At 35.1% G+C, this 24,234-nt stretch carries 29 protein-coding genes and 1 tRNA gene; 26 read left to right on the top strand and 4 right to left on the bottom strand.

Translation table 11 applies throughout. The annotated features are described in order from the left end of the window. From HMPREF3106_RS07400 to HMPREF3106_RS07325, 16 genes are all read left to right on the top strand, one after another. On the top strand, positions 1-929 hold a 929-nt coding region (locus tag HMPREF3106_RS07400), incomplete at its 5' end, for a prealbumin-like fold domain-containing protein (protein WP_148129425.1). Positions 930-1,235: 306 nt separating this feature from the next. Continuing rightward, the gene (locus HMPREF3106_RS07395) at positions 1,236-2,237 is read left to right on the top strand and encodes a rod shape-determining protein (RefSeq protein WP_005606968.1); all 1,002 of its coding nucleotides are present in this window, start codon (positions 1,236-1,238) and stop codon (positions 2,235-2,237) included. Between the two features lie 34 nt (positions 2,238-2,271). Beyond that, positions 2,272-3,120 carry a rod shape-determining protein MreC gene (gene mreC / locus HMPREF3106_RS07390; protein ID WP_005606967.1) on the top strand — a complete coding sequence of 283 codons (849 nt, stop codon included), beginning with the start codon at positions 2,272-2,274 and terminating at the stop codon, positions 3,118-3,120. Continuing rightward, complete coding sequence (gene mreD / locus HMPREF3106_RS07385) at positions 3,120-3,680, top strand: rod shape-determining protein MreD (protein ID WP_005606966.1); 561 nt, start codon at positions 3,120-3,122, stop codon at positions 3,678-3,680. The genes mreC and mreD overlap by 1 nt, the downstream gene beginning before the upstream one ends. A gap of 120 nt (positions 3,681-3,800) precedes the next feature. Further along, positions 3,801-4,442, top strand: a complete 642-nt coding sequence (locus tag HMPREF3106_RS07380) for a Pr6Pr family membrane protein (RefSeq protein WP_049555529.1) — start codon at positions 3,801-3,803, stop codon at positions 4,440-4,442. Positions 4,443-4,456: 14 nt separating this feature from the next. Beyond that, the gene (locus tag HMPREF3106_RS07375; protein ID WP_049555528.1) at positions 4,457-5,536 is read left to right on the top strand and encodes a rod shape-determining protein; all 1,080 of its coding nucleotides are present in this window, start codon (positions 4,457-4,459) and stop codon (positions 5,534-5,536) included. Beyond that, the gene (locus HMPREF3106_RS07370) at positions 5,533-5,727 is read left to right on the top strand and encodes a DNA-directed RNA polymerase subunit beta (protein ID WP_049555527.1); all 195 of its coding nucleotides are present in this window, start codon (positions 5,533-5,535) and stop codon (positions 5,725-5,727) included. Before HMPREF3106_RS07375 ends, HMPREF3106_RS07370 begins: the two co-directional genes overlap by 4 nt. A 71-nt stretch (positions 5,728-5,798) precedes the next feature. After that, a complete protein-coding gene (gene clpP, locus HMPREF3106_RS07365; RefSeq protein ID WP_005606962.1) occupies positions 5,799-6,392 on the top strand; it encodes an ATP-dependent Clp endopeptidase proteolytic subunit ClpP in 594 nt (197 codons plus the stop codon). A gap of 187 nt (positions 6,393-6,579) precedes the next feature. After that, a complete protein-coding gene (locus HMPREF3106_RS07360) occupies positions 6,580-8,334 on the top strand; it encodes a flavocytochrome c (protein ID WP_049555526.1) in 1,755 nt (584 codons plus the stop codon). Positions 8,335-8,597: 263 nt separating this feature from the next. Continuing rightward, positions 8,598-9,716, top strand: coding sequence for a phosphotransferase enzyme family protein (locus tag HMPREF3106_RS07355; protein WP_070445554.1), 1,119 nt, complete (start codon positions 8,598-8,600; stop codon positions 9,714-9,716). 166 nt (positions 9,717-9,882) lie between these two features. Further along, positions 9,883-12,081: an anaerobic ribonucleoside-triphosphate reductase gene (nrdD, locus tag HMPREF3106_RS07350; protein ID WP_070445551.1), complete on the top strand. Its 2,199-nt coding sequence runs from the start codon at positions 9,883-9,885 to the stop codon at positions 12,079-12,081. Then, positions 12,074-12,637 carry an anaerobic ribonucleoside-triphosphate reductase activating protein gene (gene nrdG, locus HMPREF3106_RS07345; protein ID WP_070445548.1) on the top strand — a complete coding sequence of 188 codons (564 nt, stop codon included), beginning with the start codon at positions 12,074-12,076 and terminating at the stop codon, positions 12,635-12,637. The genes nrdD and nrdG overlap by 8 nt, the downstream gene beginning before the upstream one ends. 50 nt (positions 12,638-12,687) lie before the next feature. Continuing rightward, a complete protein-coding gene (gene acpS / locus HMPREF3106_RS07340; RefSeq protein ID WP_005606952.1) occupies positions 12,688-13,077 on the top strand; it encodes a holo-ACP synthase in 390 nt (129 codons plus the stop codon). Positions 13,078-13,095: 18 nt separating this feature from the next. Beyond that, on the top strand, positions 13,096-14,211 hold the full coding sequence (gene alr / locus HMPREF3106_RS07335; RefSeq protein WP_070445544.1) for an alanine racemase: 1,116 nt from the start codon (positions 13,096-13,098) through the stop codon (positions 14,209-14,211). Continuing rightward, positions 14,204-14,554 (top strand): type II toxin-antitoxin system PemK/MazF family toxin, encoded by a 351-nt coding sequence (locus HMPREF3106_RS07330; RefSeq protein ID WP_005606950.1) that lies wholly within the window; start codon positions 14,204-14,206, stop codon positions 14,552-14,554. Before alr ends, HMPREF3106_RS07330 begins: the two co-directional genes overlap by 8 nt. Before the next feature lie 134 nt (positions 14,555-14,688). Continuing rightward, a tRNA-Lys gene (locus HMPREF3106_RS07325) sits at positions 14,689-14,761 on the top strand. 92 nt (positions 14,762-14,853) lie between these two features. Here the strand turns inward: HMPREF3106_RS07325 and HMPREF3106_RS07320 are convergent. Together HMPREF3106_RS07320 and HMPREF3106_RS07315 are read right to left on the bottom strand one after the other, a co-directional pair. Further along, a complete protein-coding gene (locus tag HMPREF3106_RS07320) occupies positions 14,854-16,008 on the bottom strand; it encodes a tyrosine-type recombinase/integrase (protein ID WP_070445540.1) in 1,155 nt (384 codons plus the stop codon). A gap of 50 nt (positions 16,009-16,058) precedes the next feature. Beyond that, the gene (locus HMPREF3106_RS07315; protein WP_070445537.1) at positions 16,059-16,778 is read right to left on the bottom strand and encodes a helix-turn-helix domain-containing protein; all 720 of its coding nucleotides are present in this window, start codon (positions 16,776-16,778) and stop codon (positions 16,059-16,061) included. 133 nt (positions 16,779-16,911) lie between these two features. Here HMPREF3106_RS07315 and HMPREF3106_RS07310 point away from each other — a divergent pair, with 133 nt between their 5' ends. From HMPREF3106_RS07310 to HMPREF3106_RS07290, 6 genes are all read left to right on the top strand, one after another. After that, positions 16,912-17,115: a hypothetical protein gene (locus HMPREF3106_RS07310; RefSeq protein ID WP_070445534.1), complete on the top strand. Its 204-nt coding sequence runs from the start codon at positions 16,912-16,914 to the stop codon at positions 17,113-17,115. Between the two features lie 13 nt (positions 17,116-17,128). Next, complete coding sequence (locus HMPREF3106_RS07305; protein ID WP_070445531.1) at positions 17,129-17,425, top strand: MerR family transcriptional regulator; 297 nt, start codon at positions 17,129-17,131, stop codon at positions 17,423-17,425. A gap of 39 nt (positions 17,426-17,464) precedes the next feature. Next, positions 17,465-17,617, top strand: coding sequence for a hypothetical protein (locus HMPREF3106_RS09570; protein ID WP_168160705.1), 153 nt, complete (start codon positions 17,465-17,467; stop codon positions 17,615-17,617). Between the two features lie 38 nt (positions 17,618-17,655). Beyond that, positions 17,656-17,883, top strand: a complete 228-nt coding sequence (locus HMPREF3106_RS07300) for a hypothetical protein (RefSeq protein WP_070445529.1) — start codon at positions 17,656-17,658, stop codon at positions 17,881-17,883. Positions 17,884-18,075: 192 nt separating this feature from the next. Then, entirely contained in the window at positions 18,076-20,487 is a 2,412-nt protein-coding gene (locus HMPREF3106_RS09330; RefSeq protein ID WP_083281632.1) for a DNA primase family protein, read from the top strand. A 352-nt stretch (positions 20,488-20,839) separates the two neighbouring features. Beyond that, positions 20,840-21,331, top strand: a complete 492-nt coding sequence (locus HMPREF3106_RS07290; RefSeq protein ID WP_070445526.1) for a hypothetical protein — start codon at positions 20,840-20,842, stop codon at positions 21,329-21,331. A 63-nt stretch (positions 21,332-21,394) separates the two neighbouring features. Here the strand turns inward: HMPREF3106_RS07290 and HMPREF3106_RS07285 are convergent, their stop codons facing one another. Further along, positions 21,395-21,790, bottom strand: coding sequence for a DUF2513 domain-containing protein (locus HMPREF3106_RS07285; protein WP_070445523.1), 396 nt, complete (start codon positions 21,788-21,790; stop codon positions 21,395-21,397). Between the two features lie 676 nt (positions 21,791-22,466). Between HMPREF3106_RS07285 and HMPREF3106_RS09565 the strand changes: the two genes are divergently transcribed. Then, positions 22,467-22,628 (top strand): hypothetical protein, encoded by a 162-nt coding sequence (locus tag HMPREF3106_RS09565; RefSeq protein ID WP_168160704.1) that lies wholly within the window; start codon positions 22,467-22,469, stop codon positions 22,626-22,628. On the opposite strand, the gene HMPREF3106_RS07280 is transcribed toward HMPREF3106_RS09565, so the two are convergent. After that, positions 22,588-22,875: a hypothetical protein gene (locus HMPREF3106_RS07280; protein ID WP_083281631.1), complete on the bottom strand. Its 288-nt coding sequence runs from the start codon at positions 22,873-22,875 to the stop codon at positions 22,588-22,590. The two genes, HMPREF3106_RS09565 and HMPREF3106_RS07280, sit on opposite strands and share 41 nt — an antisense overlap. A 72-nt stretch (positions 22,876-22,947) precedes the next feature. Between HMPREF3106_RS07280 and HMPREF3106_RS07275 the strand changes: the two genes are divergently transcribed. From HMPREF3106_RS07275 to HMPREF3106_RS07265, 3 genes are read left to right on the top strand one after another with little or no spacing between them, the layout of a single operon-like run. Continuing rightward, a complete protein-coding gene (locus HMPREF3106_RS07275) occupies positions 22,948-23,241 on the top strand; it encodes a hypothetical protein (protein WP_070445520.1) in 294 nt (97 codons plus the stop codon). 2 nt (positions 23,242-23,243) lie between these two features. Next, complete coding sequence (locus HMPREF3106_RS07270) at positions 23,244-23,771, top strand: hypothetical protein (protein ID WP_070445516.1); 528 nt, start codon at positions 23,244-23,246, stop codon at positions 23,769-23,771. Beyond that, positions 23,768-24,175: a hypothetical protein gene (locus HMPREF3106_RS07265; protein ID WP_070445511.1), complete on the top strand. Its 408-nt coding sequence runs from the start codon at positions 23,768-23,770 to the stop codon at positions 24,173-24,175. Before HMPREF3106_RS07270 ends, HMPREF3106_RS07265 begins: the two co-directional genes overlap by 4 nt. Positions 24,176-24,234 lie beyond the last annotated feature (59 nt).

Genomic DNA, 24,234 nt, shown 5'->3' with positions numbered 1-24,234 from the left:
CAGACATTACGTTCACAGTAAACCATGATGGAACTGTAACGGTAACAAATGTTGGTGAAAAAGACTCTAAAGGTGAAGAAAACAAAGTTGAAACAAATGGTTCAACAATGACAGTAACCGATAAAGATGATGATTTACCACGTAAGATTACTTTCAGCAAAGTAAACTTAGGCGGAACAGAAATCGCAGACGCTAAAATTAAGATCTTCAAAGGTGACAAAGCAGAAGGAACTCCAGTAGAAAGCTGGACATCAGAAGCAGGAAAATCTAAGGAATTAGATTTAACGCCTGGAACATATACATTCCATGAAGAAGCAGCGCCAACAGGATACCTTAAGGTGACAGATATCACTTTCAAAGTGAACTATGATGGAACTGTAACGGTAACAAATGTTGGTGAAAAAGACTCTAAAGGTGAAGAAAACAAAGTTGAAACAAATGGTTCAACAGTGACAGTAACCGATAAAGATGATGATTTACCTCGTAAAGTAACGTTCAGTAAAGTAAATATTGCTGGAAAAGAAATTGAGGGAGCTAAAATCAAGATCTTCAAAGGTGACAAAGCAGAAGGAACACCAGTAGCAAGCTGGACTTCAGAAGCGGATAAGTCTAAAGAATTAAACTTAGCACCTGGAACATATACATTCCATGAAGAAGCAGCACCAACAGGCTACTTAGCAGTAACAGATATCACTTTCAAAGTGAACTTTGATGGAACGATTGAAGTGTTAAATGCTAACGGAAATTCTGTAGAGTACAAAGATGGCAAATTAGTCATCACAGACCAAACAGAACCTGAAAAACCAAATGAACCAAACTTACCAAATACTGGTAGTGTTTCTGAACAAGGAACACTATTAGCTGGATTGGCATTATTAGGTTTAGGTGTTGTCATGGTAGCTTCAAATGGCAAAAAGAGATTTAACTAGTTCATTATCTGAATAGATGGATTTACTAAATTAATTGCTCGCCTTGCCAGACGAGTGGAAAAAGAGAAAGGAATCAAGCAACTTTATGTTGTTTGGTTCTTTTTTTATTTCGTAAAATCTATTTAAATTTTGGAAACTTTCGGATGTAAAAATCACCAACAGATTACAGAAACCGCTTTAATATTTCAAAATAAAAAAGTTTTCTAAAAAGCTATAAAAAACAAGAATAAAGTGCCAAATTCTGATATACTAGAATAGAATTCTTACAGCCTGGTCTGTAGAAGAATTACTGAAGGAGGAAGTAGTGTGGTTGCATTTAATTTTAAAGCACAAAATATCGGAATTGACTTAGGAACAGCTAACACGATTGTTTATCTTGAAGATGAAGGAATTGTCACACGTGAACCTTCCGTTGTTGCAAAAAATATCGTTACAGAAGAAATTATCGCAGTAGGGAAATCGGCTTTCGAAATGATTGGGAGAACGCCTGAAAATATCGTAGCATTACGCCCAATGAAAGATGGTGTAATCGCAGACTATAATACGACAACTGCTATGTTAAAATATTTCATCCAATCGATTGTTGGCCGCTCATTTTTTAAACCAGTGGTCATTATTTGTGTACCAAGCGGAATTACAGACGTTGAAAAAAGAGCTGTTTTAGATGCTACTAAATATGCTGGAGCGAAGGAAGCCTATGTTGTGGAAGAACCTTTTGCAGCAGCAGTAGGAGCGGGCTTACCAATTACAGACCCAACAGGAAGCATGATTGTAGATATTGGTGGAGGAACAACGGACGTAGCAACGATTTCTTTAGGAGGAATCGTGAATAGTCGTTCGATTCGCGTTGGTGGAGATGAGCTCAATGAAGCTATTGTCCAGCACGTTCGTAAAACGTATAATCTACTGATTGGAGAGCGTACAGCAGAGGAACTTAAGATTCAATTAGGGTCTGCTTCTGTCGAAAAAGCGCAAGGAAGTATGCAAGTTCGTGGACGTGATATGGTAACAGGTCTTCCACGAGTAGTAGAAGTTCCCGCTAAAGAAATTGCAATTGCGATGAGTGAGATTATTCATCAAATTTTAGATGCTGTTAAAGATGTGTTAGAACAAACACCGCCAGAAATTTCTGCGGACGTTATTGATCATGGAATCGTTCTGACAGGTGGTGGAGCGATGCTTCGTCATCTTGCAGAGATGATTTCGAAGGAAACGCAAGTGCCAGCGTTTGTTGCCAATGACCCACTAGATTGTGTGGCATTAGGAACAGGAGCTATTCTAGCGAACCCATCATTAATGAAAAAATAGAGTCCGTTGAAAAATTTTATAGAGGAGTGATGATGTGAATCCAATTTTTTCAAATAAGAAACTAATTGGTTGGGTAATCGGAATCATTGTTGCATTAGCATTAATCATGTATTCCGTTACTTACGGAAGTAATATCGTGACTCAAGGTGTTAATGATGTAACCAATATTCTTGGAAGATTAGTCTCTTATCCAGCAAATAGTATTAATGATTTTATTGATAGTGTGGGTGATTTATCAAATACGTATCAAGAAAATCAATCCTTAAAACAAAAAATCGATACCATTCATGAATTAGAGGTTCAATTGAATGAGTTAAAACGTGATAACCAAAAAATGAAAGAAACGCTGAAGTTGCAAGATACGCTGAATGATTATACATTAGTGAATGCTACGGTCATTGCGCGTAATCCGGATACTTGGCGTGATGTAATTACGATTAATAAAGGATCAAATGATGGAATCCAACCTCAAATGTCGGTAATGAGTGATAATGGTTTAGTAGGAAAAGTTTTAGATGTGAATCCTACAAGCGCACGTATTGCCTTGTTATCGAATGCTGATAATACTTTAGTTCGTGTTGCGGCGATGATTCAAAACGAAAAAGAACCAATCTACGGGACCATTACCGGATATGATGAAAAGACAAATATGCTTGTTATGAGCCAAATTCAAGCTACTCAGGATATTAAAGTAGGGGATAAGGTAGTGACGAGTGGTCTAGGAGGAATTTCTCCAAATTCACTATATATCGGAACGGTTGAAGAAGTGGCAATGGATCGTTTTGGATTATATAAAGAAGTGAAAATTCGTCCAGCGGCGGATACGAATGATGTTCGTTATGTAACAGTAGTCATTCGTACAAGCGAAAGTGAGGGGCAATAATGCGTAACTCCAGAAGAGTTTATTGGGTATTGTTTGTCTTCATTCTTGCTTTCCTAGTGGACGGTGTATTGACGAATCATTTTTCAACTTTATTTTTGCGTTCTGGCTATAGTTTAACGCCAAGAATTATTGTCATTGCAGTTGTATTGCTGAATTTTATGATTGACCATAAGGCGATGTTTTGGTTTTCAGTGATTGCAGGATTTTTGGTAGATAGTTATTATGCAGGTATTCTAGGAATCTATATGGGAATATTTGCAGTGATTGTGCGAGTGATTCGTTTAGTACGTACAAATATTTTGCAAAATCCATTTACGTTAGGATTAGCATTAGTGTTCTTCTTAAGTTTGACAGAAGTTTCTGTATACTTCGTATATGCGTTAAGAGGCGTTGTCAGCATGGGATGGAACGAGTTTTTAGTGGAACGATTAGGGGCGACGCTTATGCTCAATATCGTGATTTATTATATTCTGTATATTCCACTTCGTAATTTTGCACGGTGGGTGAATGCGACTCCAGTAGTGAGTCCACATGATTTAATCAATCATCGAAGAAGTTAATCTATTTTACCAATAAGGGTTGGCGAGCGCCGGCCCTTTTTTGTTTAGGCTATTAATACCGACTGTTGTAGCATTTATGCTATAATAAGGAGAATTAGTGTCTTTAGAAAGAGGAATGGAATGAACAAAGAAGTATTTTTGAAACTAAGTTTAATTTCTAAAGGAGTCATTGCTATATGTGCTTTAGTGGGATTCTTAATGGAGATGTTTCTCCACGGATGGCATTCTATTCGCTATTACACCAATCAATCTAATTTACTAGTAGTTATTTTTCTCATTTACTTACTGCTAAAATACCGTAAGGAAGGCCATTGGAGTCAGTGGGATATTCGTTTAAAAGGTGGAATGACCGTTGCGATTCTTCTAACTGGACTGGTGTATCATTTCATGCTAGCTCCTTTAAAAACACCCGAAGAATTTTGGACGATTGAAAATTTTCTAGTTCATTATATTGTTCCTTATGGAGCATTGTTAGATTGGGCACTATTTGATAAAGGGCATTGTTATAAGTGGTGGGATCCGTTTGTATGGACGATTTTACCATTGGCGTATGCAATTATTTCTGTTGCGATTGCGTTAATTACACGAATTCCCATTGGAAATAACCCCGATGGACCGTTCCCTTATTTCTTTTTGAATGTTGATAAATATGGAATTTTAGGTGTTATTCAGTATAGTTTAGGATTAGCAGCCGCATTTTTAGTAGGCTCCTATGTCCTTGTACTTTTTAAAAATGGATTTAAAACAAAGAAATATTTATAAGAGAGGAGACTTTCATGCTTCGAGACATTGGTATTGACTTAGGAACTGCGAATATTTTAGTCTTTCTAAAAGATCGCGGGATTATATTAAATGAACCTTCGTTAGTTGCTTTAGATGAGCGTACTGGAGAAGTGATTGCAGTCGGAGAACGAGCATATCAAATGGTAGGACGTACTCCAAAAGAAATCAATGTTCATCATCCATTAAAAGGCGGAGTAATAGCGGATATTGCGGTTACTGAACAATTATTAGAATTATTCATGCAAAAATTAAATTTAAATAGCTGGTTTTCAAAACCCGATATTTTAATTTGCACGCCAACGAATATTACGACTGTAGAACAAAAGGCGATTATTCAAGCGGCGATTAAATGTGGTGGAAGAAATATCTATTTAGAAGAAGAACCAAAAGTGGCTGCTGTAGGAGTAGGGTTAGATATCTTTTCTCCAATTGGAAATATGGTGATTGATATTGGTGGTGGAACGAGTGATATTGCCGTTTTATCGATGGGCTCAACAGTGACAAGTCGCTCGATTAAATTAGCTGGGGACAATATGGACTTTGCGATTTCCGAATATATTAAAGACAAGTATCAATTAATCATTGGAGAACGAACTGCAGAGGCGATTAAGATGTCGCTTGGAAGTGCAGTGGAAGTTGAAAATGAATCTGATATGATTGTCAAAGGAAGAGATATGACGACAGGACTTCCAAAAACAGTGACAATCTATACGAATGAAATCTATCATTGCTTAAAAGAAATGTTAGATACCATTGGAGAAGAAGCTAGACTTGTTCTAGAGGCTACCCCACCAGAATTGGCTGGAGATATTATCGAACGTGGTGTGATGGTTACCGGTGGAGGCGCCTTGATTAATGGGATTGATCGTATGCTCTCTGAAAAACTTCAAGTTCCAGTGATGATTGCAGAAAATCCGCTTCAAAGCGTAGCGATTGGAACAGGAATTTTATTAAATCGAATTAAATCTGAAAGAGGCATTTTTGCTGCAATCCGTAGAATTTTTAGTGCGAAGAAAGTGGTAATGAATCCAACCGCACATATGATTGATGATGAAAGGACAGAAGAATCATGAAAGAACAATTAAAGAATAGTCGCAACTTACTATTTACGGCACTATTGCGTATCTTAGTTTTTCTTATCATTGCCATCATCTTGTTTGCTCTTGGTTTAATGATTGGATATGCAGTTCTTGGCGAAGGTAAAAATCCGCTCGATATTTTTTCTAAAGAAATTTGGGATAAGATTTTTAGATTTATTAATTAGCAAGCATATAAATTGACCTTTATTGACTATAGCAGTAGACTTAAACAAATATTAGATTTGGAGGAAGTAGTATGAATTTAATTCCAACAGTTATTGAACAGTCTTCACGTGGAGAACGTGCTTATGACATTTATTCACGCTTATTAAAAGACCGTATTATCATGGTGAGCGGACCCATTCAAGATGACATGGCGAATGCGATTATCGCGCAATTACTTTTCTTAGATGCACAAGATCCTGAGAAAGATATTTATATGTATATCAACTCTCCAGGGGGAAGCGTAACAGCTGGTTTAGCCATCTACGATACAATGAACTTCATTAAAGCAGACGTTCAAACCATCGCAATGGGGCTGGCAGCGTCAATGGGTTCATTCCTATTAACAGCTGGAGCAAAAGGCAAACGTTACGCATTGCCAAACGCTGAAATCTTAATCCACCAACCTTTAGGAGGAGCACAAGGGCAAGCGACAGAAATCGAAATCGCAGCGCGTCAAATCTTGAAAACACGTGAACGTTTAAATAAAATCTTGGCAAAACAAACAGGCCAAAAATTATCACGTATCGAAAAAGATACAGATCGTGATAACTACATGACTGCACAAGAAGCCTTAGAATATGGCTTAATTGATGCGATTATGGAAAGCTCAAAAGAAATGAAATAATCGAAATGAAAAACACCTTCAGTATCATAATGATTACTGAAGGTGTTTTTGTCATTTCTGTTTCCGAATATTTATGACGAAAAATATTATTTTTATGTGAAATATTTCATTTAGTGTTTATTAAGATTTCTGAAAGCGTTACAATAATTATTGTAAAAGGAATAACAAAATAGAAAAGGTGAGGAAAATGAAAAAAAGTTTAAACGTTCTTTTACTAAGTATATTATCGATTCTACTTTTATTCGGTTGTTCAACAGCTAAGCAAAGTGGAAAATTTGAAGGAGTGGGAACTGGTAAGCACGGCGAGATTAGAGTTGCTGTGACGATTACAGACGCAAAAATAACCAATATTGAGGTTATAGAACAAGGTGAAAACAAAGGCTTATCTGAACCTGTTTATGAAGATCTAAAGGAAGCCATTATCGCTCAAAACTCTGCTGATGTAGATGTCGTATCAGGAGCGAGTGCAACAAGCGAAGGGTACTTGGCAGCAGTCAAAGATGCTATTACGAAATCAGGAATTAAACTTGTAGCTTCGAAACAAACAAAAATGAAGAAAAGTGAACTTCCAACTGAGCAAACTTTTGATGTAGTGATCGTCGGTTCAGGTGGTGCAGGTTTAAGTGCTGCTATAGAAGCCGCTAAAGCAGGAAAATCAGTCGCAATTGTAGAAAAAATGCCAACGGTCGGCGGTAATACTCTTATTTCCGGTGGGGAAATGAATGCACCTGGTAACTGGGTACAAAAGAATCTTGGGATTACTGGAGACTCTGTAGAAGCATACTATAATGATACGATGAAGGGTGGAGATAATATTGGGGACCCTAAACTCGTTCATTTAATGGCAGAAAAAGCATTGGAATCAGCAGAATGGTTAAGAGATGATGTTCATGTTGAGTTCTTATCAGACCAATTATTCCAATTCGGTGGACATTCATTTAAACGTGCATTGATTCCTAAGGGACATACTGGTGCGGAATTAGTGTCTAAATTAAAAGCAAAAGCTGAAGAACTTGGCGTTAAAATCTTCTTGAACGTAAAAGCAGAAGAATTAATTCAAGATGCAAACGGTCGTGTGACAGGTATAAAAGCAACTGACAAGACTAAAAAAGAAGTGACATTCCTTGCAACTAATGGAGTGGTATTAACAACAGGTGGGTTCGGTTCAAATGTTGAAATGCGTAAACAATACAACAAGGAATATGACGAACGCTATAAATCTACAGATACAGTTGGTACTACAGGGGATGGAATTGTAATGGCTCAAAAAGCAGGAGCGGCATTAAAGAACATGGAATATATCCAAACATACCCAATCGCAAATCCGAAGACAGGTATGATTTCCCTTTTGGCAGATACACGTTTTGACGGAGCGATACTTGTGAACCAGGAAGGAAAACGATTTGTAGAAGAATTAGACCGTCGTGACGTTATTTCGAAGGCGATTTTAGCGCAAACAGGTGGATACACTTACCAAATCTGGAACGATAAGATTGATGCGATTTCGAAAACAAAAGAAGCGCATAAAGCAGAGTACGATGAGTTGATTCGTGAAGGCTTGTTAGTGAAAGCTGATACGATTGAAGAAGCTGCGAAATTCTTCGATATCGATATCAATAACTTGAAAGAAACCATCGCAAAAGTAAATGAATATGCGAAAAATAAAGATGACAAAGATTTCCATCACCGTGGTGGTTTAGTATCTCTTGAAGAAGGTCCTTACTACATTCAAAAAGCCGTTCCTTCTGTTCACCATACAATGGGTGGATTAGTGATTAATGAAAAAGCAGAAGTATTGAATGATAAAGGAGAAGCAATCCCAGGGCTATATGCTGCTGGTGAATTAACAGGGGTTATCCAAGGGAAGAACCGTCTTGGAGGAAATGCGATTACGGATATTATCACTTTTGGACGTATTGCTGGGAAAGAAGTTAGTCATTAATCATTGACCAATTTATAGAAAAAAGAAATCTAAGTTAGCAGGTTTCTTTTGGGAGTAAGACCAGGGGAGTTTAAACGCACTTGGTCTTTCTCCCTTTTTAAATGAACATTCCAGGGGAAAAACAAGTTTAATCCCCCTACATACATTTGAACTGTAAATGCTTTTCAATCATCGAAGTTTTTTCGCGTTATATCTTTCTTTTTACTCTTGGAAGCGGTACAATGGGAATGTATTATTTGTAAATTACTAAAGGAGAAAAAGGAATGACAGTTGTAGAAAATTCATTAAAGGATGCCAAAGTGGCGTATGAATATTATGAACTACCAGGAGAGCTAGTTGATATTCAACCTTTAGGAAATGGATTAATTAACAAAACTTATCAAATCACTCATACACAAGAAAATAAAGAAAAGCAATATGTATTGCAAGCGATTAATCATCATATTTTTCCAAATGTACGTGGATTAATGGAAAATATCGAGAAAGTAACAAGCTATCTGCGTGAAAAATATGAAGCAGACGGACGCGACGCTTCTCGTGAAACGCTACGTGTAATTCGCACTAAAGATGGACATTTAACGGCAAACTTGGATAATGGATCTTACTGGAGAATTTATGATTCAGTGGAAAACAGTTATTCATTAGATAAAGTAGAAAATCCGCAGCAATTTTATATTACTGCAAAAGCATTTGGACGATTCGCTTATGATTTAAATGACTTCGATGCAAGCCAGTTAGTAGAAGTAATTCCGCAATTTCACGATACTCGAAATCGTTATCGCCAATTAGAAGAAGCAATCCGAGAAGATCGTGTTGGCAGAGTAAAAGAGGTTCAAGCAGAGATCGACTTTATCCAAAGTCGTAAAGCAGATTGCTTCTTACTATATGATTTGTTAGATGAAGGCGTATTGCCACTTCGAGTAACGCATAATGATACAAAATTAAATAATATTATGTTCGATAGCCAAACAAAAGAACCACTATGCATTGTGGATTTAGATACTGTAATGCCAGGGTTAGTATTATTTGATTTTGGGGATTCTATTCGTTTTGGGGCAAACGATTGTGCCGAGGACGAACCAGATTTATCAAAAGTGAACTTTGATTTCGACTTATACGAAACGTATGTAAAAGGCTTTATCGAAGGAACAAACGGAATCTTAACCGAAGCGGAACTCGAATATTTACCTTGGGGGGCACGCGTGATTACGCTAGAACAAGGGATTCGTTTCTTGACGGACTATATCAATGGCGACGTCTACTACCAAACCAATCGTCCAGGACAAAATCTGGACCGAGCACGTACACAATTAAAACTGGTACAAGATATGGAAAACGTTTGGGATAAGATGGTCGGATCTGTTAAAAACGCACAAAAATAAAGCAATTTAGACTCTCTGACAGATGTGTCAGGGAGTTTTTTTGCAACTTCATACACTATATGTTGTAAAATATAAAGACTTTAAAACACAATATATTGTGTTTTAGGGGTTGATTTTTAAATTCAGCGTGATAAAATAGATTCAAGAGTTTTGAGGAGGGATTGTGATGTGTGTACAAGAATTGAAGACCTTATTAGTCACTAAAAGAGATGGTCGGGAAGTTGAATTTCAAAAGGAAAAAATCGAACGAGCAATCTTTAAAGCAGAGACAGAATTAAATGGAGAAATGGATGCTAAAAGAGAAGCGGAATTGAATCGAATCGTAGACGAAGTTCTCCAAGAAATTTTTAGAAGATTTAGTGAGACTATTCAAATTTATGAAATTCAAAGTATTATTGAACATTTTTTAATTGAAGATGGGGAATCTGAATTAGCACAGGCATATATTTCATACAGAGTTGATCGAGATTTACGTAGAAAAAATCAACTGGATTTCCAATGGGCACTATCTCGATTAACGAATAAAGATGCAAGTGTGGTTAATGAAAATGCGAATAAGGATAGTAAAGTTTTTAATACGCAAAGGGATCTAACGGCGGGTACAGTTGGAAAAATTATTGGTTTAAAACTATTACCCCCTCATGTTGCCAATGCGCATTTAAAAGGGGATATTCATTATCATGATTTAGACTATCATCCATATATGCCACTGACCAATTGTTGCTTAATTGATTTTGAACATATGTTAGGCCTTGGATTCAAGATTGGAAATGCCGAGGTAGAATCTCCAAAATCGATTCAAACAGCAACTGCTCAAATGGCTCAAATCATTGCGAATGTCGCAAGTAGCCAATATGGAGGATGTTCAGCCAATCGTGTTGATGAATTATTGGCCCCTTATGCGGAATTAAACTATCAAAAACATTTGGCAGACGCCAAGGAGTGGATTGATGGAGTGGACCGTCAAGAAGCTTTTGCGATGAAAAAAACAGAAAAAGATATTTATGATGCGATGCAGTCATTAGAATATGAAATCAATACACTCTATACCTCTCAAGGGCAAACCCCTTTTACAACTTTAGGATTTGGACTTGGAACGAGTCGTTTTGAACGTTGTATTCAAAAAGCAATCCTTCAAGTGAGAATGGAAGGGATTGGCAAAGAGAAGAGAACAGCGATTTTCCCTAAATTAGTATTCACGCTAAAACGTGGGGTAAACTTAGAAGAAACCGATCCAAACTATGATGTAAAACAGTTAGCGTTAGAATGTGCAACAAAACGAATGTATCCAGATGTATTAAACTATGATCAAATCGTTCGATTAACCGGAAGTTTTAAAGTGCCGATGGGATGCCGTTCGTTCTTACAAGGATGGAAGGATGAAAATGGGCAAGAAGTGAACGATGGTCGAATGAATTTAGGGGTTGTTACTTTGAATATTCCTCGAATTGCGCTAGAAGCGGAAGGGTCAATTGACAAATTCTGGGAAATTTTCGAAGAGAAACTAGCAATTTGTAAGGATGCATTAACGTACCGCGTTGAACGCTGTAAGGAAGCGCAAAGAGATAATGCGCCTGTGTTGTATCATTATGGAGCGTTTGGACAACGGTTGAAGGATGGGGAAGAAGTGGATCTTCTCTTTAGAAATCGTCGTGCAACTGTTTCTTTAGGATATATTGGACTTTATGAAGCGGCAACAGCATTCTTTGGTCCAAACTGGGAAACAAACCCAGAGGCGAAGGAATTTACTCTAGAGATTGTAAAAGCGTTGAAGGCGCATACGGATGCATGGGGTGACGAATACGGTTATCATTTCAGTGTTTATGCGACTCCAAGTGAAAGCTTGACTGATCGTTTCTGCAAACTCGATATCGAAAAATTTGGTTTGGTACCGGATATTACGGAGAAAGAGTATTATACGAATAGCTTCCATTACGATGTACGTAAAAATCCAACACCATTTGAAAAAATTGATTTTGAAAAAGATTATCCCGTATTTTCTTCGGGAGGATTTATTCACTACTGTGAGTATCCTGTTCTTCGACAAAATCCAAAAGCTTTAGAAGCCGTATGGGACTATGCATATGATAGAGTGGGATATCTTGGAACGAATACCCCAATTGATCATTGTTATAAATGTGGATACGATGGTGAATTTACGCCAACTTCTAAAGGATTTGAATGTCCACAATGTAAAAACCATGATCCACAAACATGTGATGTCGTAAAACGAACTTGCGGATACCTTGGAAACCCTCAAGCGCGTCCAATGGTACATGGACGTCATGTGGAAATTTCTTCTCGTGTAAAACATATGCCGAAACTCAAAGAACGTTACGCTTTAGGAGTGATGGAGGATGAATAATCCAAAACCAAAGGAGTGGACGAGTGAGCAATATTCTAAAGGAAAAATTGCCAGTTACAAACCGTATAATTTTGTCGATGGAGAAGGGGTACGCTGTTCACTGTATGTGAGTGGCTGCCTCTTTGCCTGTGAAGGCTGCTATAATGTAATCGCTCAAAATTTTAATTACGGAATACCATATACGAAAGAGTTAGAAGAGCAAATTGTTTCAGATATTGGAGCTTCTTATTGCCAGGGATTGACGCTTCTGGGTGGAGAGCCTTTTTTGAATACAGGAGTTTGTCTATCTTTAGTAAAGGCACTACGAAAAGCTTACGGAAATACCAAGGATATTTGGTCTTGGACAGGATATACTTGGGAAGAGCTGATGCAAGAAACAGAAGATAAGTTAGAATTATTAAGCTTGATTGATATTTTGGTAGATGGACGATTTGAACTCGCTAAAAAAGATTTGACCTTGCAATTTAGGGGAAGCAGTAATCAGCGCATTATTGATGTACAGTCTTCTCTTAAAACTGGGGAAGTGGTCTTGTGGTCGGGGTTATGGAATTCTTAGGAATTGTTCAAATTTCTGACAAATGATGGTAAATTTGTTAAAATATAGGAATGAATCATAATGAAGGAGACGACAAACGGATGGCGATTAAGGGACTTGGTATGGACGCGGTAGAATTGTCACGCATTGAAAAAATCGTAGCAGAACCTAAATCTTTTTTGGGAAAAGTGTTAACACCAAAAGAGTTGGAAAAATATCATACGCTCCCTTTTAAACGGAAAGTGGAATTCCTTGCGGGACGATTTGCAGCTAAAGAAGCTTATGCTAAAGCACTTGGGACTGGAATTGGACAGCATGTTTCATTTCAAGATATTGAAGTATTGAATGATGCCACAGGAAAACCAGTTCTTGTATGTGAACGCTATTCTCATCAAACGTGGATATCGATTACGCATACGAGTCATGATGCCTATGCCGTTGTCGTACTTGAATCCAATTAAAAAAAGGAATGAATCATCATGTTAGAAGCAATCCATCGAAACACGAGAGTTGTAGTGGATTTATCGATTATTAAACAAAATATTTCTAAACTAAAGTCTAAATTAAACCCCTCCAAACAAGTCTATGCAGTTGTAAAGGCAAATGCATATGGGCATGGTATGATTCCTGTTGCTAAAGCTGCTTTAGAAGCAGGGGTTCAGGGATTTTGTGTCGCAAATGTAGATGAGGCTTTGGCTTTAAGAGAAGCAGGGATTATGGAACCCATCTTAATCCTTGGATTAAGCCGAGTTGAAGATGCGCCACTATTAGCAAGTAATCACATTACTGCTACTGTTGACTCTGTAGAATGGCTCAAAGAAGCTGCGCCACTATTAAAGGAGACACCCTTAAAAGTACATGTTGCTGTAGATTCGGGAATGGGTCGTATTGGCGTCGTGAACGAAAAAGAATTAACGGAAGTTGAGGCTGTTTTACGAAACGGTCCATTCGAGTTCGAAGGAATGTTTACCCATTTTGCAACAGCGGATGAAGAAGACACCACACATTTAACAAAACAAGAAGAAAAATTCAATGGTATGATTGGAGAGTTGGAAGAAAGACCTCCTCACATTCATTGCTCGAATTCGGCTTATGCAATTTGGCATAGTGCCGGAGATAGTGATATTATCCGTTACGGAATTGGCTTGTATGGCATTAATCCTTCTAATGGTGACTTATGCATTGAAGATGAAGAACATCTAAACCCAGCCCTGCAATGGGAAACTGAGATGGTCAAGGTGAAGAAACTGGAAATTGGGGATACAGTGAGTTATGGGGCAACCTATACCGCTAGAGAGCCTCAATGGGTGGCTACTTTACCAGTAGGATATGCGGATGGGTATATTCGCGCCTACAATAAAGGAGAGGTCATTGTAGAGGGAGTTCGCTGTCCTATTATTGGAAGAGTATGTATGGATCAATGTATGATTCGTTTGCCTCATGAATATCCAGTCGGAACAAAGGTTACTCTTCTAGGAAAAAACAAAGAAGAGGAAATTACAGCAATTGAATTAGCTAAACGTGCAGATACAATTGCTTATGAAGTCATTTGTATGATCTCTGATCGTGTGAAAAGGGAGTATATCAATGGTTGATAAGATTTTAAGAGGAGATGTCTTTTTAGCGGATTTGTCTCCAGTGATTGGTAGTGAGCAGGGAGGAAAACGCCCCGTTCTCATTATTCAAAATGATGTTGGGAATCACTTTAGCACAACTGTTATTGTGGCAGCAATCACTGCAAAGAATACAAAAGCTAACATTCCAACGCATATTGAAATCAAAAAAGATCAATTTGGGTTCGAACGGGACTCTGTTGTCTTACTTGAACAATTGCGTACGATTGATAAGGCTCGAATTCTTGAGAAAATTACGCAAGTGGATGCGGATTTTATGAACACCATTAACGAAGGACTAAAAGTGAGTCTGGGATTGGAATAAGGAAAGCCCTCTAATGAAATTTTAGAGGGCTGTTTTGCTAAACGGTTGTCTGATGAAATACGAATTTCTTTGGAAAATCCCCTTGATTTACAATGGGGATGGTAGTATACTGATTAAGTACCTTAAGTACAAATGCCTCCTTAGCTCAGTTGGTAGAGCAGTAGACTCTTAATCTATGGGTCACAGGTTCGAGCCCTGTAGGGGGCATTTTTTAATTTTTCGATGGTTGAGAAATGTTGATTTATCAATGTTTCTCACTTTTTTTATACCCAAAAAAGTAAAAAGGTTTAGAAAAAGGTTTAGATACCCATATAATTTGCAAAGTTTTGTGCCGTTTTATCACGGCTTTTTTGTGTTACGTGAGTATAAATGTTTACAGTAGTTTGTATATCTGTATGACCTAATCTATCTCTTACTACTTCCATTGCTGCACCACTTTCAAAAAGTAGGCTAGCATGTGTATGACGGAAACCGTGAATGTTGATAATCTTGAAGTTATGTTTGTCGCATACCTTTTTAAGAATAGTAGCAGGCTTTCCTAAACAATACATTTTATTTTTCGAGCAATGGCAGTATACTAACTGATTTTCTCTCATAGCATTATGACCGAATTTTAACAGCGTTTTTGCCTGGTCAATCTTCCACTTTTTCAACCATGATACAGTATTGTCATCTAAAGTGATGGTACGATAGCTTTCAAGCGTTTTAGGTGGTTGAACAATCTGTTTACTGTTCATTCCTACAGCAAGAGTTTTATTCACGGTTACAGTCTGATTAGTTAGATCTATATCATTCCATGTTAAAGCTAAACATTCACCTTTTCTCATTCCTGTAAATGCTAGCAGTCTGAAAAAACTAAGCCATTCAATACTTGTATCTTGTTTGATGTATTTTAACAATTCAATAAGTTCATCTTTTGTATAGTAACTCATTGACTCATCTTTTCTTACTCTAATCTTCTTAGGCATTACAAACCTATCTTTATGGTTGATACTGATATAACCCATTCTTAATGCATAAGCGAGTACAGAAAAATTATAATTGATAATCTTTTTATAGTTCTTATATTTTTCAAACCATTTATTAGCATTATCCTGAATGAATGTAGTAGTGATACTGTTAATTCTAAGGTTGCTAAAAATAGGTAAGATATTATTTTTGAACATTGATTGAGTTTTAAAGAAGGTACTTTCCTTTACAGTATTTTTGTATTGAACTAACCATTCCTCATAAACTTCCTGATAGGTTTTAGAAACATGGATGCTAGTATCTAAATACTTATTATCTTGCAGATTAATTACTGCTTGACTTAAGTAGCGTTTTGCATCCTGTTTTGTAGCAAACCCACCTTTTTTAATATTTACTTGTTTACCCGTTAAAGGGTCAGTACCTAGGTAGCCAACAATTTTAAATAGGTTACCTTTTTTTGTTGTGTATTCTTTAATTGTTGCCATTCTTTAGTATCCTTTCTTCCACCCCCACGGTAAAAGTAAAAGGATAAAGGTTATTGATTGTTATTAGTTATCAGTGTACTTAAAATTCCATCAATTTCATTTATAAATATTGATGACTTATTTTCAATTTCTTTTTTTAAATCAATATTCATTTTGACTAAGTTATTAAATTCATTTTTTTCTTTACTGTGCTGTTCTAGGTCTTGTATAACTAATGAAGGTTCATAAAGCCTTACAAACTCATGCAAAGCATCAGTGATTCTGTTTTTAAAAGTGGTGATTGCAATAATATCTCTAGAGTTAGGTTTTTGACATTGTAATATTATCTGTTGTGAATCTATCTCAAATTCCTTTTCTAATTGTTCAAAAGAATGAAAATTAGACCAGTCCCAATTTCTAGAGCCGTTTTTTTGACTATATAAAACACGAATATTGAAAATGATATATCCTAAAAGTTCATTAGAAATATTATCTTTAATCAATTTTTCTTTTAGTTTATCAATTAAGTTTTCAAAGAACTCATCAAAATCACCGTACAAAAGCTCCTCTACAGTCATATTACCAAGCATAGATATAGCTTTCATACGTTCTCTATTAGGGAGAGAAATCCCATTTTCCCATCTTGAAATAATTCCTTCTGCAATCGGCTTATCATCTAATAGCAAAAGAGATATTTCATTGGATAATTGTTTTAGTGTCCATCCATAAGACAAACGGATACTTTTTATTCTATCCCCAACAGCTTGTTTATTTATTTCTCTTTTTTTCACTATAACACCTCTTTTCACTAAACATTATATCAAGAAAAAAGAAATAAAAAAAGAAAAACTTCCTTTTTTTTACGTTTTTAATATTGACTTACGAAAACTTACGTGTTATATTATTGTCAGAGGAGGTGTTTTTATGCAATTAAATAAAGTACAAATGTATAGGAAAGCTATAAATAAAACTCAAAAAGAAATGGCTGAAATTCTGAATTTATCTTTAGATGGATACAGCAAAAAGGAGAGAAGAGTTTCCCAATTTACTGAAAATGAAATTAAGACACTTCTGCAGTTATTTAAAACTTATAACAAAAATTTGACTGTAGAAGATATTTTTTTATAGGAAACTTACGAAAATGTACGAAAAAGGAGTTGAAATGATGTTCACATTTGCTTTACCAGAACAATTTGAAAAAGAAGTATCTATTTCTTTGCGTAATGTTTATGCTGATGCGATCGAACAAGCTAGACGTGATGCATGTATTTCAAAAGAATACTTAACAGCTAAAGAAGTAGGTACTAATTATGTATCTGTATCAGTAACAACTTTGAGAGATTGGGAAAATCAAGGGTTACCATGCTATCAGATACAGTCAAAGAAGTACTATAAAAAGAATGAAATTGATGCATTCATGAATAAATACAAAAGATAAACAAAATACCCCCACGGTAGAAAGAAAGGAATTTTAACTATGAAAAAAGAGTATGTAAAAGAACTTAAACTTTTAATGCAAATGGTCAGTGAAGGAGCAAGTAACGATGTAGTGCGAGACCAGGCAAAAAAGACCTTGGAATTAGGCAAACGAATTTTAAGTGAAATGGAAGATGAAGAAGCATCTTGCTAACAATCCCCACGGTAATTATTTTAAGGAGATGTAAAAAAATGAGTAAAGTACCATATTATGCAGAATTGATAGAAACGAAAGATGATTATTTATTGGTTACTTGTGTAAGGGATGTACCTAAATATGATGCGTTAAAAACAGCGTTGGAAGTAAAACGAGAACATAATTTGCAACATTTAAAAGTTACAAAAGTTAAAACTAAGGAAACCATTAATAATTTAATGATTACATTCTTATTTATGCAAAAAGAAAAAGCTACTAACTAAACGCTAGTAGCTTGGCAATTCTTAAAGAATACACATAGTTATATGTGTTCATCACACTATGAATAGTATAGCATAAAAACCTAATATTCTCAAGTGTTTATAAGGATTGCATCATCACAATTTAAGGAGAATAAAAGGTATGAATTTAAAACAATTAAAGTTGAATAAACAAGATAAAGAGGTGATGTAATATTGCCAATTTATCTTGAAAAAGGATATAAAAATAACAGAATAAGAGAAATTAGAACTAATGTATCTAGTTTTGAATGGTTAAAGACTTATGAACCTACATACATTCAAAAAGGGAATAAAGAAACAACAGAGGTTTATAAAGAACGCATTAAGAAGTTAAAGAGTAATCAAGAGTATTTCATTAGTGGATATATCGAACCCAAGGAAAGAGGGACTATTAAACGGAATAATGAGCAACTTATTAGGAGAGACCTCATTATTATTGATTATGACGATATTCAAATGAATGGTAATGATTTTATTACTCATGTAACAGAAAAGCTACCTGATACAGCAATTCTCATATATCCAACTATCAACCATACAGAGGAAAAACCACGCTTTAGAATTGTGATAGAGCCTTCTAGACCGCTTGTAAAGTATGAGTATGTAGTAATGCTTAGAGAGATTGCCAGTAAGATAGGGCTTGAATATGATCATTGTAGTGAAACATGGAGTCAGTGTCAGGGCTTACCTGTTAAGACTGATTTAAATAGTAAATGGAGTTTACAGGTATTTCAGGGTAAGAAGTATGAAGTACCTAGAAACATTGAACCGCCTATACAAAAGAATACTAACAGCAGGTTTATAAAAGGAACAATAGAGGATGCATCATCTATTCCACATGAAAAGGCTATTGAAATGTTTAAAGCCTATATAGAAATGGATAGGGATAATCTGAATGAATATAGCAATTCAAACCATGCAATACTTGTATTAGCAAAAGCGGTACAAGATGGTGAGATAGATTATAATACCGCCCTAGAATGTAGTGAACTGCTTGCTATGGACAATACAGAATGGATAGAGGGAAATAGGCAGCAATTAAATTATGCTGTTCAGAATACAGAGATTAGAACCCAATATACATTTAAAAGAAAGTTCTTTGACCTATTCCAAAAGATGGAAAATCCTACACTTGATGAATTAAAACATAAGTTAAGTGAATTAGGTGAAGTTTGGAGAGAGGAACATGCAACGGAAGATAAGAAGGGAAAAGTTAAAACATTCCCTGTCAGTCCTAGAGCAACAGCAGATATATTAAAGAAAACATGTAACTTTGCAAGGCTAGGCGATTTAAACCCTGATATAGCCTATTTAACGGTATATAACCCTGATGATGGTATTTATACAAAAAGTGAGTGGTTTATTAATAACTTATCTCTTTCAGTTGAAAGGACACTATCACAAAAACAATGCGGTGAGGTCATTCATTTTTTAAGGCATGAAACGGAAGAAGTAGAAAGAACTACTTCACGTAATTTAGTAGTGTTTGACAATGGTGTATATAACCACGATACAAACACTCTAGAGCCATTTAATCATGAATATATCTTTGAAAATAAGATAGCTGTAAAATACAACCCTGATGCTAAAGAACCGCATTTTAAAGATTGGTCATTTACTCAATGGTTAAAGGATATTGCAGGGAATGATGCAGAAAAAGAAGAGTTATTATGGCAGATAATATCTAGTGCTATTCATTGTAATGTTAATTCTGACTTAGCTGTATTCTTCTATAGTGCTAGCGGTCAGACGGGTAAAAGTACAATGGAACAGTTACTAAAGAACTTAGTAGGACAAACAAACACTACTAGTTTAAGAATTAAAGAGTTTGAAGAAGATTTCAAACTTGCTAGTGCATATGGTAAGAGCCTGATTATTGGCGATGATAATAACCCTAAAGATTATAACGGAACAAGTGAAAACTTTAAGAGCGTCATTACAGGCGACCCTGTTCTTATCAATCCTAAAGGTGAGCATCCTTTCCCTTATGAATTTACAGCTTTATCTATTCAATCGATGAATGGTATACCTAAGTTTGCTGATGTTTCTGATGGAATGTTAAGACGGTTACGAGTGATTGAATTTAAGAAAGCGTACAAGGATAAAGAAAGTAATAAACGGGTTAAAAATGAATATATCAAAAATAAAGAGCTGCTTGAATGGATAGCTTTTAAATCATTACATGTAAATTGTGATACTTTTGTAAACACTAAAGAAAGCCAACGCATCATCAGAGAAATTAAATTAGATAATGATGTAGTAGCTGAATATGTAGAAGAAAATTTTCCACTCTTTAAAAGCACAAAACTACCAGTGAAGTTTTTATACTTTCATTTTCAAGCGGTATATTATACTGAACACGGTAGAGCGACAAAGTTAGGTCAAAGAACGTTTACAACGAATATAAAGCCTATTCTAGAAGAGTTAGGATGGTTTTACAGTAAGAATACTAAGAAACCGTTAAACGGGTTTGAAATATCTGATTTTCAAAATTACAAGGATAAAAAACCTTACAGCTTGCAAGAATACGACTTTGATAATGAACGTTATAAATATCAACCTTTATTTTACAAGGAAGATAGCTAAAAAGTACCAACCATACCAACCAAGAAAAGTGCTTAGTTGGTATGATGGTTGGTAGTCATTATCGTTGTTATATCAACGTTTATAGAGGTTAGTACCAACTAACCAACCTTTTTTCTCATGTTATATATAGGAAAAAAATAAAAAAATTTTTTTAAATAAAAAAATAAAAAAATAAAAAAATGTATATAATAACTTGCGGAATTATGGTTGGTTAGTTGGTAGTTGAGGGTCAAAACATTATTATATCAACGTTTCTAAGTACCAACCTTACTACCAACTATCTAATTTAATGGTTGGTGAAGGTTGGTAGTTTAGAGCGATGATGCGATTAAATCAAGGGAGAGATTAATATATGATTACAAATGAAGAGATTGAAAAGAAACAACAATGGGCAAAAAAGATGGAGTTTTATTCAGATACAGCTATTCAAAAATACGATGATGCGATTGAATGGTTAAAAGATAGTCCATTTAATAAATTCATGGTGTTAGGTAGCGCAATTGTAATGCTTGAAGTACCCATTGATATGGATAATAACGGTGAGTTAAAAGACGGTATTATGATTATGACAATGAAAAAGAATGATTACTATTGTGAGGTATATACAGAACCGCTAGGAGAAAAGATTGAGGTAAATACCTTTGAAACTTTAGAAGAATTCCAAGATTACTGTTATAACTTTGATTTACAAGCACGCATTTTAATGCAGATCTATAACTATAAAATTGCTTTTGAAAATAGCAAACTTAAATTTAAGCAAGAAGAGTATTCTTTTAAACGTATTGAGAAAGAGTTCAATCAAGCTTATAGAGTATTAGTAAAAAAGTATGAGGTAGAAGATTAGGAGAGTAAAACATAAAAAGCACCTAGTTCAGTTGAATTAGGTGCTAAATGTAGATTAAAAGAACTAAGGATTGAGTATAGATTTATCAATCATACGTACAATTACTTCAGCAGCTATGTTAGATATTAAAGTGAGAGAAGCACTTGCGAATTTTGAAGTAACAGATTTAGTTTTTCTCCAAACTTCAGGGTCTCGTATATTGTCTAGAAATTGATGCCCTGACCATGTGAGGTTATAAAGAAATAGGAGATAAATTGAATTATTATCACCTTCGTGAATTCTGCAATTTATAAAACCAGCTTCATTAAGTCGTAGGATTGAATAAAGGATTTCGCTCTCGTTGAAATCTTTTAGATTTTTGTGTTTTAGTAATTCTCCTTTATGCATTTGTTCACTGTAAGGGATATCACTTTCTATAGTTAGCATTATTTGACGAACACATTCATGGTTTAGCTTCATAAAAGTCCCTCCTTTCCACTACTTAATTATAGAATCGAAAACAGTATGTAACAATATAAAAATAAGTAGAAGAAGTAAAAAGATGATCAACAAACTTCACCAATAATGTTGAATAACGTATGAGCAAATTGGAGAAAAATAAGAATAAGAAAAAGTGATTATGTAAAGATTGAAAATGATTCTATAAATTCAGTTGCAATGTGATGAAGAATGTAAAAGCGTTTTATTGAGAGGATATTAATTTGAATGAACTTTTTAAATAAACAAACGTGTCTTATCCGCTATATAAGACACGCTACGGAAATTGTTCTGCTCAAGTTAATAGCGGTAACCAGCAACACTTCGCCAGTATCGTCCCTGACACTGCAGTTGCTATAAATGGAATAAAGACCTATAGAGTAGCAAACTTTAATAGAAATAGGAGTTCTAAAAACCCGTACAGCTCTATTAAAACAGCTTATCTCTAATACCAATTTTTACGACTCTTGTTTGTCAACGCTGGCAGTCAGACCAGAAAATATATCCCTATTTATTGAGACACAGTACCTTTCAAAAATTCTGATAATAATGTTGTCATCATCATCATCCTTTCTGTCTACTAGGATTTAGTGGAGTAGACAAGAATATTATAACACGGAGTTCATAAATATAAAATGTTAAAGGGGAGGTGAAACTAATGGAATTGAAGATAAAAACTAATGTTAGAGGGTTAGACGAATTAAAAGAGCTTCTTGAAGTTGCTAAAGAACAAACAATCAGCCTTCAAGAAACTCTAGATAAGATTTCTAAATCAAAAATTAAAATTGATTTTGAATCCATTCCGCGCGAGCGTGATTAAGCATTTCTTGCCAAGATGAGAACTTGGTATTAGCGGAAACAAATTTATCCAAATCATTAGAGTTAATGGAATCAGGGTTTGAAAAGTCGAAAGGACTAGCATCGGCAAATTCTTGAGAAGTTTGAAACTGAGTATACATTCTTATGAAATTAGAATTTAATAACTCATCCAGCGGGATATATCCGTTATATTTTGCTAATTTTTTAAAATTATTTTCTAGTTCTGTAGAATCAAAATTCATTGTCATATAAACACCTCCTTTCGCAATTTTAATTATAGGATTGAAAATGAGTTACAACAATATGAAAGGAGAAAGAAAATGGATTTTGACGAAATGATTTTCCAAGCTTTAGAAAGAAATCCACAAAGACTAATTAATTTGTTAATGAACAGTGGGTTTAAAGTAGTGGCAATGAAAACTGATTTAACCACAAAAGAAATGTGTGAACAAGCAAATATTAATTATCAAAGTTGGTTACAAAGTGGTGTGCGAAATGACCCACGTATTGTGGTAATGAGAGATACTACAAGTGGTAGAAATCATCAATACAAAGCAACGGATGTGGATAAGATAAAGGAAATATGGAGAGAAAGTAAGAGAAAAAGGAGGTAAGATTGGATACAGAGCAAAGAGCAACCATTAAAAACATGTTGGCTATTCCCAATCTAATTACAGCATATACAGACAAATTGAAAAATGTTAGTAAGATGTTCTTCCTTACTCATAGCCTAATTGGTGGAATGATGATAGATGACCTAGATGTCTATACACGTTCAATAGACCCATACAGTGCAGCAGTATTAATTGAAACAGAGGAACGCATCATCAGAACGAGAATAGACCGTCTAAGCAAGCGATATAAACTATTTACTGATGAATTTACCGAGGAAGAGTTAAACGCGCTTAGAAGGGCTGTAAATGAAAATGAGGATACTTTAATCATTCAAAGAGCGTATGAATGGATACAAGAAGTAGATTATTATTTAACTGCTAGAAAAGAAGCAATAAAACAAAAAGGAGAAAAACTAAAAGGGTTTAGTTTCCTAGATGAAGACCTAATACAGCAAAAAAGGGAGCAGATAAAAGAGATTGAGTGTTTAGATGAAGAATTTGAAAAGATGATGCGAGGGGTAGCAATTTGAGAGAAATAAAAAAGGGATATGGTAATAAATACAGTTATTCTGATAATGCTTTTTACAGTATTAGTGATGTATACTTCCACCGCTTATATATTACAAAGACCTATAACGCACTTTCAGATAACCGTTCTTTAAAACAGTTAGCTAGTTTTTATGAAGTGATGAAGCGGTTGAATATGGAAGATAGGATAATTATATATGAGAAATATTTCAAGTATGCGATGATGCGAGTATCTAAAGATAAATATAAAAATAAAGCAAAGATACAGAACAAGTATATTGTTAAAGAAGTAAGCAACATTGAACATGCAAAAGCAATGAATATAACAATCAATGAGTATAAAGAGCGATTAGATAGAGCGTTAAGAAACTATCTCAATACATTAATTGATGTTGTAACTGAATAACAAAAGATATAACTCTCTTACTGAAAGTGTACTGACCCCAAAAAGTTAGACAATTAATT

Source organism: Granulicatella sp. HMSC31F03 (genome assembly GCF_001807725.1).
GTDB lineage: Bacteria > Bacillota > Bacilli > Lactobacillales > Aerococcaceae > Granulicatella > Granulicatella adiacens.
Note: the sequence above shows the minus strand (reverse complement) of the source record. Positions and strands in the feature narration are given on the sequence as shown.